The following is a 17,020-nucleotide window of genomic DNA, read 5'->3' on the forward strand; positions in this document are numbered from 1 at the left end:
GCGGCACTGACCGAGGAGCCGGGCGAGGGCCTGTTCCCGGCAGCCTCGTCCCCCGATGCGACGGCGACGGCCACCGCTTCCGTCGCCGTGCGGAAGGAGAGCGCCGCGCGGCAGAAGCAGGAAGCCGCCACGTCCGCGAAGAGCACGGACGAGAGCGCGCCGAAGCCCGCCATAGCCACCGCCACCGCCACGACCAGCGCGTCGGCCGGCGGGAAGGCAGTCGAGAGCGCCGGTAGTCCGGCGGCATCCGGCACGGGAACCCCGCCTGCGGGCACCTCGGAGGAGAAGGCCGAGGAGAAGGCCGAAGCCGGGACCGCGACGGAGCCGAAGGCGGCCGCGGCAGCGACGGCCACCGCTGCCGCCACCGCCACCGCCACCGCCACCGCCACGGAGGAAACGGGTGCCGAGGCGAAGCTCGGCGCGGCGGCCACACGGCCCGCGACCACCTCCCGCCGTACCCTCGCGCGGCCTCTCGGCCGTCCCCTCGGGCGGCCCGGCAAGCCCATGATCGCCGCGGCCGTGGTCGGCGGGCTCGTACTGATCGGGGTGCCCTTCCTGATATCCGGGCCGGACGACAAGCCCGGCCCGGTCGCCGCCGGCGCACCCGCCGGAAGCCCGATGGACCCGGACGGCTCCGGCCCGGGAGTCGTACCGGGCGAGCAGCGGGCCCCCGACTCCGGTTCGGTCGAGGACGGCGGCAAGCGCCCCGGCACCGCCGGTACGCCCGCCCGTCCCGGCAAGGGCGCCGTCGACGCGCCCGGCGGCATCCACGAGGACGGCGGGGTGGCGGCGAAGGGCGCAGTGGGATCAGGCACCGGGGCCGGTGCCAAGAACACGGACGACGCCAAGAAGCCCGGCTCCCCCGCCAAGACCACGACCGGGTCCACGGGCGGGAAGGCCTCCACGGGCAAGAGCGGGACCGGTGCCGGGACCGGCACCGGCGCCGTCTCGCCCGGATCCGGCCCCACGTCCGGGTCCGGGTCCGGGAGCACGCAGAAGCCGGTCGCCTCGTCGACCGTGGTGTACACCGGCGTCACCGGACGCGGCTGCGGCACCCCTTCCGGTGGCGGCTACCAGCGGGACAACTACTTCAGCGACGGCAGCAACGGCTGGTACGCCCGTACGTCCGGCGGCTGGACGGGCGACGGATGCAACGGCAGCTTCGACGCCGTCCCGATGTCCGGTGACGTCGACACCGACATGAAGAGCCGCGTCAAGTGGTGGTGGAAGCCGGGGAGCAAGGCCCGTACCTGCCAGATCTCCGTCTACATCCCGAGCAGCACCAACACCCTCTACGTCGGCGGCCACCCGACGAAGTACCACGTGCTCGTGAACGCCAACGACCGTACGACCATGTACGACAGCTTCACCATCAACCAGGTGGGCCACCGCGGCCAGTGGGTCAACGCGGGCACCTTCCCCATGAAGGGCACGACGATCGGCGTGAAGCTCCTCGACCGGGGCGACGACTGGTCCAAGGGCTGGGAGAAGGCACACCACGCCGCCGCCCAGATGCGGGCGACCTGCCGCTCCTGACCGACGGCCGGGGCGGGTGGCGGGCCCCGCCTTCAGGCGCGCGTACCGGGCGGCAGCAGGTGCCGGTAGGCCCGCGGGTGCGTGGCGAGGAAGTCGGCGAAGGACTGGGGCGGGTGCCCGGTCAGGGCGCGGATGTCGTCGGACACGTCGTCCATCTCGCCTGCCGCCACCGCCTCGTACGAGGTGACCCAGCCCTCGACCTCCCAGTCCGGGGCCTGGTAGGCGGCCCGGGAGGCGTACGCCTCGTCACGCGTCTCCGGCCGGTAGACGACCTCGCGCCCGCCGGCCGCGGCGAGCGCGGCGGCGATCTCGGCGAAGGAGAGCGCCTCGGGGCCGGTCATGTCGTACGTGGCGCCGTCGTGCCCCGTGCCGAGGAGGACCGCCGTCGCGGCCGCGGCGACGTCGTCGTGCGTGACGGCGGCCACCCGGCCGTCCCCGGCGGGCCCGCGCAGCACGCCGTCGGGCGAGGTCATCGCGGCGAGGTCGGCCTGGTAGGCGCTGTCCCGCAGGAAGGTGAAGGGCACGCCGGCGGCGCGGATGTGCTGCTCGGTGTGCCAGTGGTCGCGGGCGTAGGTGAAGGTCGCGTGGGGTGCGGCGTTCAGGTAGGAGAGGTAGACGATCCGGCGGACGCCGGCGGCGAGGGCCGCGTCGACCGCCGTCGCGTGGGTGCGCACCCGGTCCGGTGCCTCGTGGGCGGAGACCAGGAAGAGGCTGTGCGCGCCGTCGAGCGCGGCGCGCATCGCGGCGGCGTCGGCGTATTCCGCCGTCCGGGTGTCGTCGGCGGGGGACGCCGCCAGCTTCTCCGGATCGCGGCCCAGCGCCCGGACCGGCACGCCCTGCTCGGCGAGGTGGCGCACCACCCGGCGGCCGATCCGCCCGGTGGCCCCGGTGACCGCGATGAGTCCGCTCACGTTCCGCTCCCCGCTCGTGTCCTCGGCCGTGCCCTGTCCGCGGCGTGTCCCGTCCCGGGCCCGCCGTCCTCCCCCATTCGACCCCGGGCCCGGGCGCGGCGCACCCGCTCGGTCGTCAGCGGGTGCCCGGCCGGAGCAGGTCGAGCGGGTGGGTCTCCACGTACGCCGCGACCTCGTCGTCCTTGAACGACTGCCACAGCGCGTCGCAGCGGGCGCGGTCCAGCCGGACCACCGACTGGCCCCGCTCGGTGCCGGTGCCCTTCACCGGGGCGTTCATGAAGGTCATGTCGCGGGCCCGGACCTCGCGCATGTTCCAGATCAGGTCGCGCATGTCGCCGTCACCGAAGCGCTCGTCGACGGACACGGTCTCGGTGAAGATGTCGAGGGTCTTCTTCAACTGGAGGGGATCCTTCAGGGAGTTCGCGGACATCACCTTCTCCAGGACGGTGCGCAGGTAGTTCTGCTGGCGGTGGGTGCGGTCGAAGTCGCCGCCCGGCAGGCCCTTGCGTTCGCCGACGTAGGCGAGGGCCTCGGCGCCGTTCATGTGCCGGCGCTCGCCGGTGGTCAGCAGGATGTCGACGCCGCCGACGGCGTCGGTGAGCTTGCGGAAGCCGTTCCAGTCGATGACGGCGAAGTGGTCGACGCGGACGTCGGTGAGACGCTGCACGGTGTCGATGAGGAGCGGTGGGCCGCCCCAGGAGAAGGCCGCGTTGAGCTTCGCGCGCCCCTTGCCGGGGATGTCCACCCAGGAGTCGCGCGGCAGGGAGACCACGTACGCGGCGGAGTGGTCCTCCGGTATGTGCACCAGCATCATCGCGTCGCTGCGCTGGTCGCCGTACTTCCACAGCGTGCCCTTGGCGTCGCTGCCGGTCGTCGGGACCTCGGAGCGCGAGTCGAGGCCCATGAGCAGGAAGTTCCGGCCGCCCTTGGAGGCGTCCGGGACGGGCGCGTCGGTCGGGAAGGTCTGCGGGATGCGCTGGACCCGGCCGGTGTAGTGGCGGTACGCCCAGTAGCCGGTGCCCGCGGTGAGCAGGGCGGCGCCGACGAGCAAGGCGAGCGCGGTCAGCAGGACCGTGCGCGCCCGGGGACGCCGCCGCCGCCGTTTCGCCGCGTCGGCGGACGCATCCGAGGTGCCCGTACCGCCGGGCGTGTCCGGGCCGCCCGCGCCGCTCGGCCTTTCCGCGTCGTCCACCCGGGCGCCGCGCCCTTCCGCACCGTCGGTGCCCGGCGCGCCTTCAGTGCCCGGCGCGCCCTCAGCACCCGGCGCGCCATCTCGGCCGCCGGTATCCGCCCCGTCGGCCGCGCTGTCGTCGTGCTCGTTCATGGCTACGGTTCCCCCTCCGCTGCCCGCCCCCGAACCACCCGGCTCGCCCCGCCGGCGCGTACACCGACACCAGGATGCCGGACGACGGCGCGGCGCGGGGTGAGTCGGACAAGCGGAGCAGAACGGTCCGGCGGCGGGCAGGGGGCGGAATCAGCCGGTCACGGTGATCTGCTGGGCCGGGTCGGTGGTGTCGGTGATCTGGTACGTGGCGCTGAAGTTGGCCGACTGGTCGCCCGTCGGGCACAGCAGGCCGCCGGTCACGGTGGCGGGGACGGCCGCGCCCGAGATGGCGAGGCTGGACGGGGCGCCGTTGGTCCAGCTGCCGTTCACGGCGGTGGCGCCGCTCGGCGAGGCCGTGATGGTGCAGGACGCGAGGCCGCTGGTCTTGAGCACCACCCCGCCCTTGGGGATGGAGAACCCGGCGGTGGCCGGCGTGCCGTTCTGGGCGGTGAGCGCCCAGGCGCCGTTGGTGGCGTTGGTGGTGACCGAGACGTTGACGCCGAAGATGCTGGTGGTACAGCTGCTGAAGGTGGGCGGGTTGATGGGGACGGTGACCGGCCCGGCGGCATTGTGGTTGGCGGGAGCCGCGGGCACCTGGTTGGCCGCGCCGGTGGAGGGCGAGGACGCGGACACCGAGCAGGTCATGGTGGTGGAGCCGGCGACGAAGGTGGCCTTGCCGCTGAGCTTGGCGGCGAAGGAGTGCCCGGCCGGGAGCAGGGTGGTGGACGCGGCCTGGGTGCCGGTGCCGCCGAAGGTGAGGGCGGTGGCGGCGGCGAGACCGGTCGCGGCGATGAGCAGCTTGGACATGGGGATCTCCTCGGGTTCGGAGTGTGGGGATGCGCGAGGAGGTGCGAGGTACGAGGTGCGCGTGCACGGTGCGAGGACGTGCGCGAAGCGACGTGCGGCGTACGCGGTGCTGCGTGCGACGTGCGCGGTGACGCGTGGGGTGGGGGGTGGCGCACGCGAAGTGACCTGAGAGTAGAACCGGCCGGTAGCAGCGTCCAGACAGGTTTTGCGCCATGTCTGACACTCCGTCAGGCATGCGCCTCGTTTGCTACTTGACGGTAAGGGCGGGCGGCCCGGCACCAGGGCCGTCCCCGGAGCGGAGCCTCGATCCGGGGACGGCGGGAGCGGCGATGTCGGCGCACGACGCTCGTGGTGCGCCGGATCCAAGAGCCCCCACGGCCCTCGTACGTGCGACCCGGCTCCACCGATCTTGCCGTGTCCCGCCTCCGATTCCACGACCATCCGGGCCCATGCCACACGATCCGGCGACGATCGGGTCGCGGCTTGACGCCGTGATGAGACGGCCGGGTGTACGGGACACGTCGTGCAACGGTCCAGCAACGGTTCCGGCCGGAACCCGGCTCGATCCGGTCGTATCCGGACATCTGGGGGACCCGGACCGAGGCTCCCCGCAAGGCGGCGAGGATACTGGAACCCCCACGGGATCACAGTGAAAGGGAGGGCCGGGTGGAGTTCCGCCTGCTCGGGACGGTGTCCATCGCGGCCGAGGCGGGCGATCTGCCGCTCGGCCCCGCCAAGCGGCGCAGCGTGCTCGCGGCGCTGCTGCTGCGCGCGAACGCCGTCGTCCCCGTCGACCGGCTGATCGACGCGGTGTGGGAGGAGGAGCCGCCGGCCCGGGCCCGTACCGTCGTTCAGGGGCATGTGTCACGGCTGCGCGCCCTGTTCGAGCAGGGCGGCGCGGAGGACTACGGCGTCGAGCTGGCCACCCACACCCAGGCGTACGAGCTGCGGATGCCCGACCAGCTCCTGGACACCCATCGCTTCGACGAGCTGGTCCAGCTCGCCGGGCACCAGAAGCACCCGGGCGACGCGGTCCTGATGCTGCGCGAGGCCCTGGCGCTGTGGCGGGGCCCGGCGCTGACCGGCACGGTGGCGAGCGAGCCGCTGCTGATGGCCGCGCAGGCGCTGGAGGAGACGCGGCTGGTCACCGTCGAGAAGCTGGCGGCGGCGTACGGGCGGCTCGGCGAGCATGTGAAGGCGGCGGCGCTGCTGCGCGCCGAGGCGGCGGCGCATCCGCTGCGCGAGTCGCTGCTCGCGGCGCTGATGCTGTCGCTGTACCGGGCGGGCCACCAGTCGGACGCCCTGGACTGCTACCACCGCACGCGCACCCAGCTCGCGGAGGACCTGGGCGTCGACCCCGGGCCGGCACTGCGGGCCGCGTACGAGGCGGTGCTGCGCGGGCTGCCGTCCGGTACGCAGAACGCGTCCTGGCCAGGGCAGGAGGCGCCCGCGAGCGCGTCGCCGTGGCCGCCGGCGGCGGGGGCGAAGACGGAAGCGGGGGCGGGCGACGGGGCCGAGAGCGCCGCCGGGACGGCCGATGCCGACGCGGCGACCGCCGCGGCCACCAGGCACGCCAGGCACGCCGGGCACGCCGGGCACGCCGGGCACGCCGGGCACGCCGGAATCGTCGCCGGTCCGGACGCGGGCGCCCCGGGTGTCCCGGGGGCCTCGGACGCTTCTTCCCGGATCCCGGCTCCCGCCTCGGGCGAAGCAGGGGACGGTACGGCCTCCGGCACCGCGGAGTCCGTACCCGCGGCGCGGGCCCCGCGAGCCGAGCAGCCGTCGCCGGCGCGCCCGGCGGCCGTGCTCCCGTCGCTTCCGGCGCCCGATCTGCTGCCCCGTACCCCGCGCGGCTTCCTGGGCCGCGCGCGCGAACTCGCCGCGCTCGACACGGCCGTGGACCACGCCCGGGTGGCGCTGGTCACCGGCCCCGCCGGGGTCGGCAAGACGGCGCTCGCCCTGCACTGGGCGCATCTGCGGGCCGACCACTACCCGGACGGGGTGCTCTACGCCGATCTGCGCGGCTTCGGCCCGGGCGACGGCGACGGGGTCGACGCCGCCGAGGTCTTGCGGGAGTTCCTGCCCGCGCTCGGGGTGCCACCGCGCGACGTGCCGGAGTCGCCGACGGCCGCGGCCGCGCTGTACCGCACGCTGACCGAGGACCGGGCCCTGCTCGTCGTCCTCGACAACGTGCGCGGTGCCGACCGGGCCCGGCCGCTGCTGCCCGCCGGCCCGGACAGCGCCGCCGTGGTGACCTCGCGGCTGCGGCTCGGCGGTCTGGTGGTGACCGAGCTGGCCCGGCCGGTGCCGCTCGGGGTGCTCGGCCTCGACGAGTCGGCCGCGCTGCTCGCCGCCGCCGTCGGCGCCGACCGGATCGACGCCGAGCCGGTCGCCGCCCGCAGGCTCGCCGAGCTGTGCGACGGGCTGCCGCTCGCGCTGCGCGTCACCGCCGCCCAGCTCGCCGCCCGCCCGCACTGGCGGCTCGCCGAACTCGCCACTGAACTCGCCGACGAGCAGCGGCGGTTGGCACTGCTGTCGGTGGACGACGGTTCGGCGGGCGCCGACGGACAGGGCGTGGCCGCCGCGCTGCGGGTCACCGTGCAGGGGCTGCCCGAGGAGGCGGCCCGGCTGTTCCGTGCGCTCGGCGCCGCACCGGGGCCGGACCTGGACCGGCACGCCGCCGCCGCGCTCCTCGACCGGACGCCCGCGGCCGCCGCCGAGGCCCTGGACCGGCTGTGCGACGCGCATCTGCTCACCGAGTACGCGCCGGGCCGGCACACCCTGCACGACCTGGTGCGGCTCTACGCGCGCAGCCTCTCCTCCGACGACGACGCGTTCGTCCGCCTGCTCGACCACTACACGCTCACCGCCATGGCCGCCGCGCGGACCGCCGAACCCGACGACCAGGACTGCTGCGCGCCGCCGGCCGACGCCCGGCTGACCCGGACCACGGTGCGGTTCGCGGGCCGGGACGCGGCGCTGCTCTGGTACGCGGCCGAGCGCGACAACCTCGCGGCGGCCGTCACCGCCGCCCGGGCCGCCGGACTGCACGACCGGGCCTGGCGGCTCGCCGTACTCCAGTGGCCGTACATCCTGTGGAACAGCCACGACGGCTGGGCGCCGCTCCTGGACGACGCCGTCGACTCGGCCGCCCGGGTGGACGACGCGGACGCCGAGTCCCGGGCCCGGGCGCTGCTCGGCTGGATCCTCACCCAGGAGAACCGGCTGACCGAGGCGCTGACGCATCTGCGGCTCGCCCCCGCGCTCGCCGCCCGCGCGGGCGAGAAGTCCAGCGAGGCGACGGCACTGGTGAACCTGGCGGTCGCGCTCGACCGGGACGAGGTGACGGAGGAGTCGCTGGCGCTCACGGCCCGGGCCGCCGAACTCGTACGGGACAGCGGGGACGTGATGACCGAACTGCTGGCCCTGGAGCACCGCTCCCGGCAGCTTCTGACGGCGGGCCACCCGGCCGCCGCGCTCGACTGCGCGCAGCGCGGACTGGCCCTCGACGGCGACACCGTCAACGGTCTGGTCGGCGTCCGCCACAGCATGCTGACCGCGACGGCGGGAACGGCCCTGCTCGACCTCGGCCGGACGGCGGAGGCGGAAGCCGTGCTCGCACGCGCCCGCCGGCTGGGCCTGGCCCACGGCTACCAGGAGAGCGTGCTGCGCGCCGACGCCCAACTCCAGCGGCTCCACGGGGTCCAGGAGCCGACGGCCGCCGCGCGACCGGAGGCCGTACCCGGGACATAGCGGGACGGGCTGTCTCCCGCCCCCTCCAAGGTCCGCGACGCCTTCGCCGGCCTCCAGACCACCCTGTTCGGGTGTGCCGACTGCGACGAGACCCTCGCCCGTATCCATCTGGAGCTCGGCCGTCTCGAGGACGCCATGCGCAACGACCCCAAGGGGCCCGGCCACTTCACCGAGCCCCTCGGCTGGATCGACACGCTCCAGGAGACCATGGGCGAGCAGAAGCCGGCCCCGGCCGGCGCCACGCGGAAGCCCTCCCCGGCCTTCCGCACGTACAAGAAGGAACTCGTCGACACCCGCGACCGGATCAACACCTGGATGCAGGGCCATCCCGAGGACTACCGCTGAGCGCACGGGCCGGACCTCGTGCCGGTGACCCCGGTGCCGCGCCGCGGCACCAGGGTCACCGCGCTTACGGCGTGCGTCAGTTGACGAACACCAGGCCGTTGCCCTGGCTGACGTCCGTCACCGGGGCGTACTTCGCGGAGAAGTACCCGCTGCCCGGGCAGGTGGCCGGGCCGCTGGTCTTGCTGAACAACTGGTCCTTGAAGGTAAGCGAGTTGTCGCCGTTGGCCGGGGTCGCGGTGAGGTTGCCGGCCTGGTAGACGCAGGTGATCGCACCCAGGATCGTGTTGATCTTGAGGGTGGTCTGGATGGGTCCGGCGGTGCCCGCCGAGACGGTCAGCGAACCGCCGGAGGTCACGGACGCCTTGTACGGCAGGTTGTTGACCGTGATGCTCTGCACGCCGGTCGCGCCGATGATGTTGGTGGTGCAGTTCGCCAGCGTGTGCGCCGTCACGGTCTCGGTGGCGGTGCCGGGAGAGGCCGGGTTGGTGTTCGCGGTGGCGGCGAAGGACGAGGTGTTACAGGTGATGCCGCTGCTGCCGCCGGCGGTGGTGGCGATCTTCGCGGTGGTGCCGGAGGCCAGCGAGGCGGCGAGCGAGTCGCCCGCGGCGACGGCGGGGCCGGTCGGGCTGCCGACGGTCAGGACGGCGCCGGCGGCACCCGTCGCGGAGGCGGAGGTGCTCACGGCGACCACGCCGGCCACGGCGGCACCGAAGGCGAGGGAGAGAAGACGCTTGTTCATGGGGGTGTCCTTTCGCACGGAGGCGGAGGTGAGGTGACTCGGTGGCCCGCGTGAGACGCGGGCACACCCGGGCGGTACGGCGGAACGGAGGTACGGCAGTACGGCGCTGCGGTACGACGGAACGGCGGTACGGATGGCACGGGTGGTACGGACGAGCACGCCGCACGGGGATCACGCACCGGACACGTACGGCACGACACGGCCGCGAGTAAGGGCGGGGACACGCGAAGCGGGCGGAGCGGCGCGACGGCACGCGACCACGGGTCGCGCGTCCGTGCTCCGTGAAACGGCATGGTCGTGCCGGCGGTACGTGGTGCGTGCTCCGCGTGAGCCCTGTTCCGTACTCCGTGCGAACGTGCCTGCGTGTCCGGTGACATGGTGACGCGACTGCGTCACGGCGACGACGGCCGCCGCCGGGGATCCGGCGCCACGGGTCTCCGGCAGCGGTGTCGCGATACGGGGTGGAGCGTAATACTCGGTGTGCGGGATACGGCGGCACCGCATCCCGTCCCGCGGGGTGCGGCACCACCGGTTCTCCCGCTGCACCGAAAGGAAAACCCACGAGGGTTGTAATCCCGCCGAGTATGTGACGTCAACAACCGCAGAAGGATGTGGCCGATGACGAGTGTGCGCTGCCCCGAGGAGGAACTCGTTCTGCCAGGCGCCCGCACGGGCCGCGAGCCGGAGCGCTCGCTCCGCCCCGGACCGCGCCGGCTCTCGCCCGAGCAGGTGGCGTCGCGCCAGCGCGAGCGGCTGCTCGACGGTGTGGTCCGCACCGTCGCCGCGAACGGCTACGCGGGCGCCCGGATCAGTGACATCTGCCGGGCCGCCGGGGTGACCCGTCCGGTCTTCTACGAGCTGTTCTCCGGCAAAGAGGACGCCGTGCTCGCCGCGTTCCGGGGCGGTTCCCGGACGGTGGTACGGGCCATGCGGCGGGCGTACGACGAGGCGGGCGGCGCGGCGGACTGGCCGATGTCCGTCCGGGCCGGACTGGGGGCCCTGCTGACCCTGCTCGCCGAGACGCCGGCCTTCGCGACGATGGCGGTCGAGATCGAGTCCCTGGGGCCCGCGGGACGCCGGGCGCGGGCCGAATTTCTGGCCGGATTTCGCCGGTTCTTCACCGACGCTCCACCCGGTCCCCACGGGGTGGCGCGGGACGAGCTGGTCGACACAGTGGTCGGCGCCGTGCACGCGGCGGTGCAACGGGCGGTCGACGCAGGGCGGTTCACCACGGCGGACGGCGGACCGGCGACCGGTCCCGACCCTCTTCTGGACGTGCTCGTCCATGTGGTCGTGGCGCCGTTTCCGATTTCCGAATGATCGTCAAGAAGCTTTTGTTACTGGGCAGTTGACGTGACTTGTAACCGCGCGTACGGTCCGAGTCGGTTCCCTTGCGGCACGGCTGCCTCCGCACGTTCCCAGGAAGACCCAGGTGGGTGGGGGGAACCGGTCCGCGCCAGGACGAAGCCGCGCTCTGTTTCCTCATCACTGTCAGGAGCACCGCATGGCCCTGTCCGAAGACACCACCACCCCCGACTCGCCCGGCGGTCCGCCCGCCGCGGCCGGCCAGGAGAGACGGGGCGGGGTGCGCTACCGTCGCGCGGCCCTCATGGGCATCCCCGCCGCCCTCGCCGCCGGCACACTGGTGGTCCTCACCGCCCAGGGCGCGCTCGCCGCCCAGTTCGCCATCTCCGGAATGCCGTTCGTCGTCGCCGGCGACTCGCTCAAGGGCGAGGGATTCGGGCAGTTCGGCGCCATCGACAACATGGCGGACAACAGCCCGAACGCGGGCGACACCGGCGGCCAGGTGCTGACCATCGTGACCGCGATCCGCAAGGCGAAGATCACCAACCTGTGCCAGAGCGTGGCGCTGGGGGGCACCTACCTGCACATCACGGCCGGCGGGAAGAAGGACCGTCCGGTCGAGGCGACCGGTCTGACCACCGACTCCACCGACATCACCGGCAAGTCCGCGAGCTTCGACAACATCGAGATCGGCGGCGACGCCAGCACCTACGAGAAGCCCCCGATCAAGGGCCCGCTCGGCTCCTTCGGCCAGCAGGCCGACACGGTGGAGATGAACGACTTCCGCCAGACCAACTACGCCACCACGGCGGTCCGGTTCACCCTGCCCGACCTTCACATGAACTTCAGCTCGGAGGGCTGCTGACCATGGCACCGGGCACGGACGAGGCCGTAGCGGACGCCCCGAAGGCCCCCGGGGCCGGGGCCGACGCGCGTCCCGACGACCGCCGGCACCCCTGGCGGGCGTTCCGGACCTGGCGCCACCGGCGCCCCTTCGGGGCGGGCCTCGCCCTGGCGCTCGGCGGCGCGGAGATCCTGCTCACCCAGCAGGCGAGTATCTCGGTGGTCCTCGCCGCCGGCGCCGACAGCCTGGCGGGATACGTCCTGCCGATCCTGATGGTCGTCTGCGGACTGCTCATCGTGATCAACCCCCGCCAGCGACTGTTCTATTCGATCATCGGCGTCCTGGCCTCGCTGGCCACCTGGGTGACGTCGAACCTGGGCGGTTTCTTCATCGGCATGCTCCTCGGCCTGATCGGCAGCTCGCTGACCTTCGGCTGGCTGCCCGACCGGCCCCGGCGCACCTGGCGGCGCCGGAAGAGCCGTACCGCGTAGCACCACTCCCCAGGGCCACGACCGGCCCTGGGCACCTCGGCCCCGGCCCACCCGATCCTCTCGGGCGGGCCGGGGCCGTCGTGCGTGCCCGCACCCACCGCCTCCACACCCACTTATTTGTGGGTACTTGCCGCCCGCCCGGCCCCAGGAGAGTCTGGTGACACCCCCGGGGGACACCAACCCCGGGCCACGAACGGAGGACGCGAGAAGAGGAGTTCAGCAAGCGAGGCGCCGGTTCCCCGGACGTCTCAGGACGGCACGGCCCGCTTTTTGGTGAGCCGGTCGAGCCGGCGATGGCCCCACTCGGAGAGCGGAGCCAGCGCCTCGGAGAGTTCGCGGCCGAACGGCGTCAGCGAGTAGACCGTCTTCGGCGGCACCACGTCGTACACCTCGCGGTGGACAAGGCCGTCGCTCTCCATCTCCCGCAGGGCCTGGGTCAGCACCTTCTCGCTGATCCCCGGGACCTTCCGGAGCAGTTCGCCGGGCCGGTACGGGCCCGACTCCAGGATCCACAGCAGCAGGGTCTTCCACTTGCCCTCGATCACCACGATCGCGGCGGTCACCCCGCACACCTCGGTATCCCTGGCACGGCTGCGCCTCATCGTTCCTCTTCCCCGTCCCTCGGTCGGACCGTCACACCGTTTCCTGACTCATGTACAAGGGAGTTTCCGCCATGTCTTCTTCCCGGCAGACGCCACTGTCCTCGAACCCGGCCGGCGACCACGAGAGCACCGTCACCGTGCTCGGCCTCGGCCCGATGGGCCGCGCCCTGGCCGGCGCGTTCGTGGCCGCCGGGGTGCGCACCACCGTGTGGAACCGCACGCCCGGCCGCGACCGCGAGCTGATCGAGCAGGGCGCGACCGGAGCGGCGAGCGCCGCCGAGGCCGTCGCCGCGAGCCCGCTCACCGTGGTGTGCCTGGTCAACTACGACGCCACGGACGCCGTTCTGCGCCAGGAGCCGGTCACGGCCGCGCTGAAGGGCCGCGCGCTGGTGAACCTGAGCGCCGATATCCCGGGCCGGGCCCGGGACACCGGCCGGTGGGCCGCCGAGCACGGCATCGCGTACCTCGACGGCGCGATCATGACCCCGGCCGCGACCATCGGGACGCCGCGGTCGGTGTTCCTGTACAGCGGCCCGGAGGAGCTGTACGAGGCGCAGCGGCCGGTGCTCGACGCGCTGGGCGGCAGCCACACCCGGCTCGGCGCGGACATCGGCCGCGCGGCGGCGTTCGACATCGCGCTCCTCGACCTCTTCTGGACGTCGATGGCGGGATACACGCACGCGCTGGCACTGGCCGGGGCGGAAGGCGTCACGCCGCGCGAACTGGCGCCGTTCGCCCAGGGCATCGGCGCGATCCTGCCGCCGCTGTTCGAGGAGTTCGCCGAGGACGCGGAGAGCGGCGGGTACTCGGGCGAGGGCAACCCGCTGACCTCGGCGGTGTCGACGATGACGCATGTCGTCCACGCCTCCGAGGCCCATGGCATCGACGCGGGCATCATGCGGTCGATCGAGGGCCTCGCCCGCCGTACCGTGGCGCTCGGCCACGGCGCGGACGGCTTCTCCCGGATCGCCGAGGTGCTCGGACGCTGGTCCGGCGCCGCCACCGGTACCGCCTCGTCCCGGTCCTGACGGCGTGTGGCACCGGCCGGCCGTCACCCTGGCGGCCGGCCGGTGACACCCGGCCCGTCCTTCTTGAGGCCGAGCCCCTCTCCGTACCCGCTTCCACATGCCCGCGCGACTCCAACGCACGGCCGGCCGAGCCGAGTTGGACTGCGTCGTCCTGGAGACGTAGAACGAACAGCGACGAGAACCATCGTTCCCGCGTCGGCCACGGCAGGTGCGACGCGGCTCTCGAAAGCGGGTACCTCCCCTGTCCTTAGAGCGATCCGGGCCGACTCGTCGCAGCGTCGTCGCCGCGGCGTCCCTGCTGCCCCTGGCCGGGTGCGGCGGCGCGCGGGACGAGTCGACCGCCACGTCGCCCAAGGCACCGGCCCCTTCCACCGCCTCGGCCTCGGCCTCCCCCGCACGGCCCGTGGACCTCCCGGCGTTCGGTGAACTCGAGCGCGCCTACGACGTCCGGCTCGGTGTGTACGCCCTGAACACCGGGACGGGCGCGACGGTCGTGCACCGGCCGGCCGAACGGTTCGCGTTCTGCTCCACGTTCAAGACCCTCGTCGTGGCCGCCGTCCTCCGCGCCGACTCGCCCATCCATCTGGACAAGCGCGTCCGTTACGGATGGAGCGACATCGACTCCGTCTCCCCCGTCACCCGCGAGTACGTCGCCGAGGAAATGACGATCCGTCAACTATGTGACGCCGCACTACGGTACAGCGACGAAACCGCCGCCAACCTGCTGCTGCGCGAGCTCGGCGGCCCCGACCGGCTGAACGCCTGGCTGCGCGGACTCGGCGACACGGTCAGCCGCCTCGACCACGACGAGCCCGAGCTGAACAGGATGCGCCCGGGCGACCCGGCCGACACCACCACACCCCAGGCGATCGCCGCCGACTACCGGAGGATCGTCCTCGGCGACGCGCTCTCCGACGACCGGCGCGCCCTGCTCACCGACTGGATGGAGCGCAAGGCCAACGGCGGCAACCCGATCCGGGCCTGCCTTCCCCGCGGCTGGCGGATCGCCGACCGGACCGGCGCCGGCGACTACGGGCGGACCCACGACATCGCGGTCGTGTGGCCGCCGCGGTCGGCCCCGCTCGTCCTGGCCGTCATGTCCGAACGCTCCCGCCGGGCGGACAGTCCCCGCGAAGCCGTGCTCACCGAGGCCACCCGCCACATCACGACCGCGCTGGTCTGACGCGGCCCGTGCCGCCGTCCCCGTCCGCGGTCACCCGAGCCGGGTCAGCTTCGTCCAGAAGGACGGCTGCGGACGGTCGGACCGGAGGGCCACGGGGACGCTCCGCGCCTGCGTACCGCTGCCCACCACCAGCTCACCGACCACGGACCCGGCCTTCGTCCGGGCGCCGAGGTCCCCACCGGTGCCGCGCAGGGTGAGCTTCAGCTCCTGCCCCGGCACCCCGGCCACCTTCAGGTCCCGCGTCGCCACCACCGGCGCACGACCGCCGAGGCCGTCGTCCACGTATCCGACGACCCCGCCGGCGCGGACCGCCGGCGCGGAGGTGAGCGCGTCCCGCACCGCCTTGATCACCTTCTTGGTGTTGTCCTGCACCAGCACGAGGCTGTCGCCGCCGTTGAGGTCGGGCCCCGGAGCGTGCTGGTCCATCATCGTGCCGAGGATCAGGTGGTCCTCGCCGTCCACCGTCTTGTAGGCCGCCCAGGACAGCGTGCCTCCGGCGGGGGTGTTCGAGCCGGTCTTGATGCCCCGGACGCTCAGTCCTCCGGTGAGCAGCTGGTTGTTGTTGTAGATGCGCCCGACGCCGGGGATGTCGGCGCTGGGCAGGGCGACGACCGCGCGGAACGAATCGAACTTCATGACGGCCTCGGCGAGCTTCAGCTGGTCGACGGCCGTGCTGACGGTGCCCTCGTCCAGCCCGCTGGGATCGGTGTACGTGGTGTTCTTCATGCCGAGCGACCGGGCCGCTTCGTTCATCTTGCGGACGAACGCGCTCGTGTCCTCGGTCCCGGTGTTCCACCGGGCCAGCATCCGGGCCACGTTGTTGCCGGACGGGATCATCAGCATCTTCAGCATGTCCTGGAGCCCGAAGGTCTGGCCGGCGCGGAGCCCTTCGATACGCGACTCGTCCTTGGCTTTGCCTTCCTCCACGGTCCGGGCGTCGATGGTGATGCGGGGGCCCGGTTCGTTCCGCTTGATCGGGTGGTCGCGGAGCACCACGTAGGCAGTCATGATCTTGGCGACGCTCGCGGTGGGGACGGGCTTCTGCTCCCCGAACGTCCCGATGGTGCCCGAGCCCACGACCATGGCCGCGGCCTGCCCTTCCGCGGGCCATGGCATGCTGAACGTCCCCCCGCCGACCGTGAAGGAGGACGAGTCGGCCACGATCGCCGGCGCGGGCAGCGGGCGCACCAGCTGGACGACGACGAGCGCCAGCGCGAGGAGCGCCACGAGGGGTGCCCAGATCTTGACCCCGCGCAGGGGCGTGCGGCCCGGAGCGGGCGGCGGCGGAGGCGTGTCGGTGTGCTGCGCGAGCATGTCGAGCGGAGCGGCGGCGGGTTGTACGTCGTCGACCCGGGCGGCGGGCGGGGCCGCGGGCGGCTCGGCGCCGGGGAAGACGGCGACACGGATCACCTGCGTCGCCTCGGCCGGTGCCGCGGCCACGTCCTCGCGTGTCTCGCGTGTCTCGCGTGTCCCTGACGCTTCCGCCCGCGTGGTCTCGGGCGACGTGACGGCGGTGGGCGCCGCGGCCGCGTCCTTGGCGGACGCCGCGTCACGCGCTTCGGCGGGCGGCTCGGAGTTCGCGTCGTTCGCGTCGTTCGCGTCCTGGTCCGCCGTGGTGTCGTCGGCCCCGGCTTCCGGGGGTGCGGCGGCCGGCGGCTGGGTGCGCAGGGTCATGGTCTTGCCCCACGAGGTACGAGGACGGCCGTCGTCCGGCCGAGCCGCTTCTCCTGTCCCGTCATCCGCGTCGGCCGCTTCGTCCTCATGGGTCGCCGGATCGGCGGCGGCATTCTTCAGCCCCGTCAGTACCCGTGTCGGCACATCGATTTCGTCCCGCTGCTCCGCCGCTTTTATATCCGCCGATTCCTCGGACCGCTCCGCCTTCGTCACCCGTCTCGGGGAGGGCGGGCCGTCGGCCTTGTCGGCCGGCTCCCGGTCCGGTCCGTGTTCCGTGTCGGAGGACTCCGCCCGAGGGATGTCCTGGCCGAGGATGTCGCCGTCGGGAGTTCGGTCCGCCATGTGCTGTCTCCTTTGTACGCTCGCGACACACGCGTCCTGCGGAACGGGGGACCGGATACGTCACACGTCCTGTACGCGCGTGCGGAAGTCTCTCGCCGGGTGACCCGCGACCCGAGGAGGGTCGGCCGGTGATCAC

General features: G+C 73.4%; 14 protein-coding genes. 8 read left to right on the forward strand and 6 right to left on the reverse strand.

Annotated features, from left to right (window positions below; genetic code table 11):
• Nucleotides 1-87: 87 nt before the first annotated feature.
• Nucleotides 88-1,536, forward strand: coding sequence for a hypothetical protein (locus ABZ693_RS03950; RefSeq protein WP_359873031.1), 1,449 nt, complete (start codon nt 88-90; stop codon nt 1,534-1,536).
• A gap of 32 nt (nt 1,537-1,568) precedes the next feature.
• Here the strand turns inward: ABZ693_RS03950 and ABZ693_RS03955 are convergent, their stop codons facing one another.
• From ABZ693_RS03955 to ABZ693_RS03965, 3 genes are all read right to left on the reverse strand, one after another.
• Nucleotides 1,569-2,447: an NmrA family NAD(P)-binding protein gene (locus ABZ693_RS03955; protein ID WP_359873033.1), complete on the reverse strand. Its 879-nt coding sequence runs from the start codon at nt 2,445-2,447 to the stop codon at nt 1,569-1,571.
• Between the two features lie 115 nt (nt 2,448-2,562).
• Nucleotides 2,563-3,771, reverse strand: a complete 1,209-nt coding sequence (locus ABZ693_RS03960) for an LCP family glycopolymer transferase (RefSeq protein ID WP_359873035.1) — start codon at nt 3,769-3,771, stop codon at nt 2,563-2,565.
• A gap of 150 nt (nt 3,772-3,921) precedes the next feature.
• A complete protein-coding gene (locus ABZ693_RS03965) occupies nt 3,922-4,578 on the reverse strand; it encodes a hypothetical protein (RefSeq protein WP_359873037.1) in 657 nt (218 codons plus the stop codon).
• 666 nt (nt 4,579-5,244) lie between these two features.
• Between ABZ693_RS03965 and ABZ693_RS03970 the strand changes: the two genes are divergently transcribed.
• Both ABZ693_RS03970 and ABZ693_RS03975 read left to right on the forward strand, forming a co-directional pair.
• A complete protein-coding gene (locus tag ABZ693_RS03970) occupies nt 5,245-8,331 on the forward strand; it encodes an AfsR/SARP family transcriptional regulator (protein WP_359873039.1) in 3,087 nt (1,028 codons plus the stop codon).
• 135 nt (nt 8,332-8,466) lie between these two features.
• Complete coding sequence (locus tag ABZ693_RS03975) at nt 8,467-8,676, forward strand: hypothetical protein (RefSeq protein ID WP_359873041.1); 210 nt, start codon at nt 8,467-8,469, stop codon at nt 8,674-8,676.
• Between the two features lie 76 nt (nt 8,677-8,752).
• On the opposite strand, the gene ABZ693_RS03980 is transcribed toward ABZ693_RS03975, so the two are convergent.
• On the reverse strand, nt 8,753-9,415 hold the full coding sequence (locus tag ABZ693_RS03980; RefSeq protein WP_359873043.1) for a Tat pathway signal sequence domain protein: 663 nt from the start codon (nt 9,413-9,415) through the stop codon (nt 8,753-8,755).
• Between the two features lie 618 nt (nt 9,416-10,033).
• Here ABZ693_RS03980 and ABZ693_RS03985 point away from each other — a divergent pair.
• From ABZ693_RS03985 to ABZ693_RS03995, 3 genes are all read left to right on the forward strand, one after another.
• The gene (locus ABZ693_RS03985) at nt 10,034-10,735 is read left to right on the forward strand and encodes a TetR/AcrR family transcriptional regulator (protein ID WP_359873045.1); all 702 of its coding nucleotides are present in this window, start codon (nt 10,034-10,036) and stop codon (nt 10,733-10,735) included.
• Nucleotides 10,736-10,919: 184 nt separating this feature from the next.
• Entirely contained in the window at nt 10,920-11,585 is a 666-nt protein-coding gene (locus ABZ693_RS03990) for a DUF6230 family protein (protein WP_359873047.1), read from the forward strand.
• A 2-nt stretch (nt 11,586-11,587) separates the two neighbouring features.
• Nucleotides 11,588-12,055: a DUF6114 domain-containing protein gene (locus tag ABZ693_RS03995; protein WP_359873049.1), complete on the forward strand. Its 468-nt coding sequence runs from the start codon at nt 11,588-11,590 to the stop codon at nt 12,053-12,055.
• A 248-nt stretch (nt 12,056-12,303) separates the two neighbouring features.
• Here the strand turns inward: ABZ693_RS03995 and ABZ693_RS04000 are convergent, their stop codons facing one another.
• Entirely contained in the window at nt 12,304-12,657 is a 354-nt protein-coding gene (locus tag ABZ693_RS04000) for a winged helix-turn-helix transcriptional regulator (protein WP_359873051.1), read from the reverse strand.
• A gap of 71 nt (nt 12,658-12,728) precedes the next feature.
• Here ABZ693_RS04000 and ABZ693_RS04005 point away from each other — a divergent pair, with 71 nt between their 5' ends.
• Together ABZ693_RS04005 and bla are read left to right on the forward strand one after the other, a co-directional pair.
• Entirely contained in the window at nt 12,729-13,685 is a 957-nt protein-coding gene (locus ABZ693_RS04005; RefSeq protein ID WP_359873053.1) for an NAD(P)-dependent oxidoreductase, read from the forward strand.
• A gap of 241 nt (nt 13,686-13,926) precedes the next feature.
• Nucleotides 13,927-14,868 carry a class A beta-lactamase gene (bla, locus tag ABZ693_RS04010; protein ID WP_435842341.1) on the forward strand — a complete coding sequence of 314 codons (942 nt, stop codon included), beginning with the start codon at nt 13,927-13,929 and terminating at the stop codon, nt 14,866-14,868.
• Nucleotides 14,869-14,898: 30 nt separating this feature from the next.
• Here the strand turns inward: bla and ABZ693_RS04015 are convergent, their stop codons facing one another.
• Nucleotides 14,899-16,884: a D-alanyl-D-alanine carboxypeptidase family protein gene (locus ABZ693_RS04015; protein WP_359873057.1), complete on the reverse strand. Its 1,986-nt coding sequence runs from the start codon at nt 16,882-16,884 to the stop codon at nt 14,899-14,901.
• Between the last annotated feature and the right edge of the window lie 136 nt (nt 16,885-17,020).

The sequence above is a fragment of the Streptomyces laurentii genome (assembly GCF_040635425.1).
Taxonomy (GTDB): domain Bacteria; phylum Actinomycetota; class Actinomycetes; order Streptomycetales; family Streptomycetaceae; genus Streptomyces; species Streptomyces laurentii.

What these genes read in the sequence shown, in the direction of transcription:
- ABZ693_RS03960 (WP_359873035.1), bottom strand. Translation starts at nt 3,771, where the DNA reads ATGAACGAGCACGACGACAGCGCGGCCGACGGGGCGGATACCGGCGGC.
- ABZ693_RS03965 (WP_359873037.1), bottom strand. Translation starts at nt 4,578, where the DNA reads ATGTCCAAGCTGCTCATCGCCGCGACCGGTCTCGCCGCCGCCACCGCC.
- ABZ693_RS03975 (WP_359873041.1), top strand. Translation starts at nt 8,467, where the DNA reads ATGCGCAACGACCCCAAGGGGCCCGGCCACTTCACCGAGCCCCTCGGC.
- ABZ693_RS03980 (WP_359873043.1), bottom strand. Translation starts at nt 9,415, where the DNA reads ATGAACAAGCGTCTTCTCTCCCTCGCCTTCGGTGCCGCCGTGGCCGGC.
- ABZ693_RS03985 (WP_359873045.1), top strand. Translation starts at nt 10,034, where the DNA reads ATGACGAGTGTGCGCTGCCCCGAGGAGGAACTCGTTCTGCCAGGCGCC.
- ABZ693_RS03990 (WP_359873047.1), top strand. Translation starts at nt 10,920, where the DNA reads ATGGCCCTGTCCGAAGACACCACCACCCCCGACTCGCCCGGCGGTCCG.
- ABZ693_RS03995 (WP_359873049.1), top strand. Translation starts at nt 11,588, where the DNA reads ATGGCACCGGGCACGGACGAGGCCGTAGCGGACGCCCCGAAGGCCCCC.
- ABZ693_RS04000 (WP_359873051.1), bottom strand. Translation starts at nt 12,657, where the DNA reads ATGAGGCGCAGCCGTGCCAGGGATACCGAGGTGTGCGGGGTGACCGCC.
- ABZ693_RS04005 (WP_359873053.1), top strand. Translation starts at nt 12,729, where the DNA reads ATGTCTTCTTCCCGGCAGACGCCACTGTCCTCGAACCCGGCCGGCGAC.
- ABZ693_RS04015 (WP_359873057.1), bottom strand. Translation starts at nt 16,884, where the DNA reads ATGGCGGACCGAACTCCCGACGGCGACATCCTCGGCCAGGACATCCCT.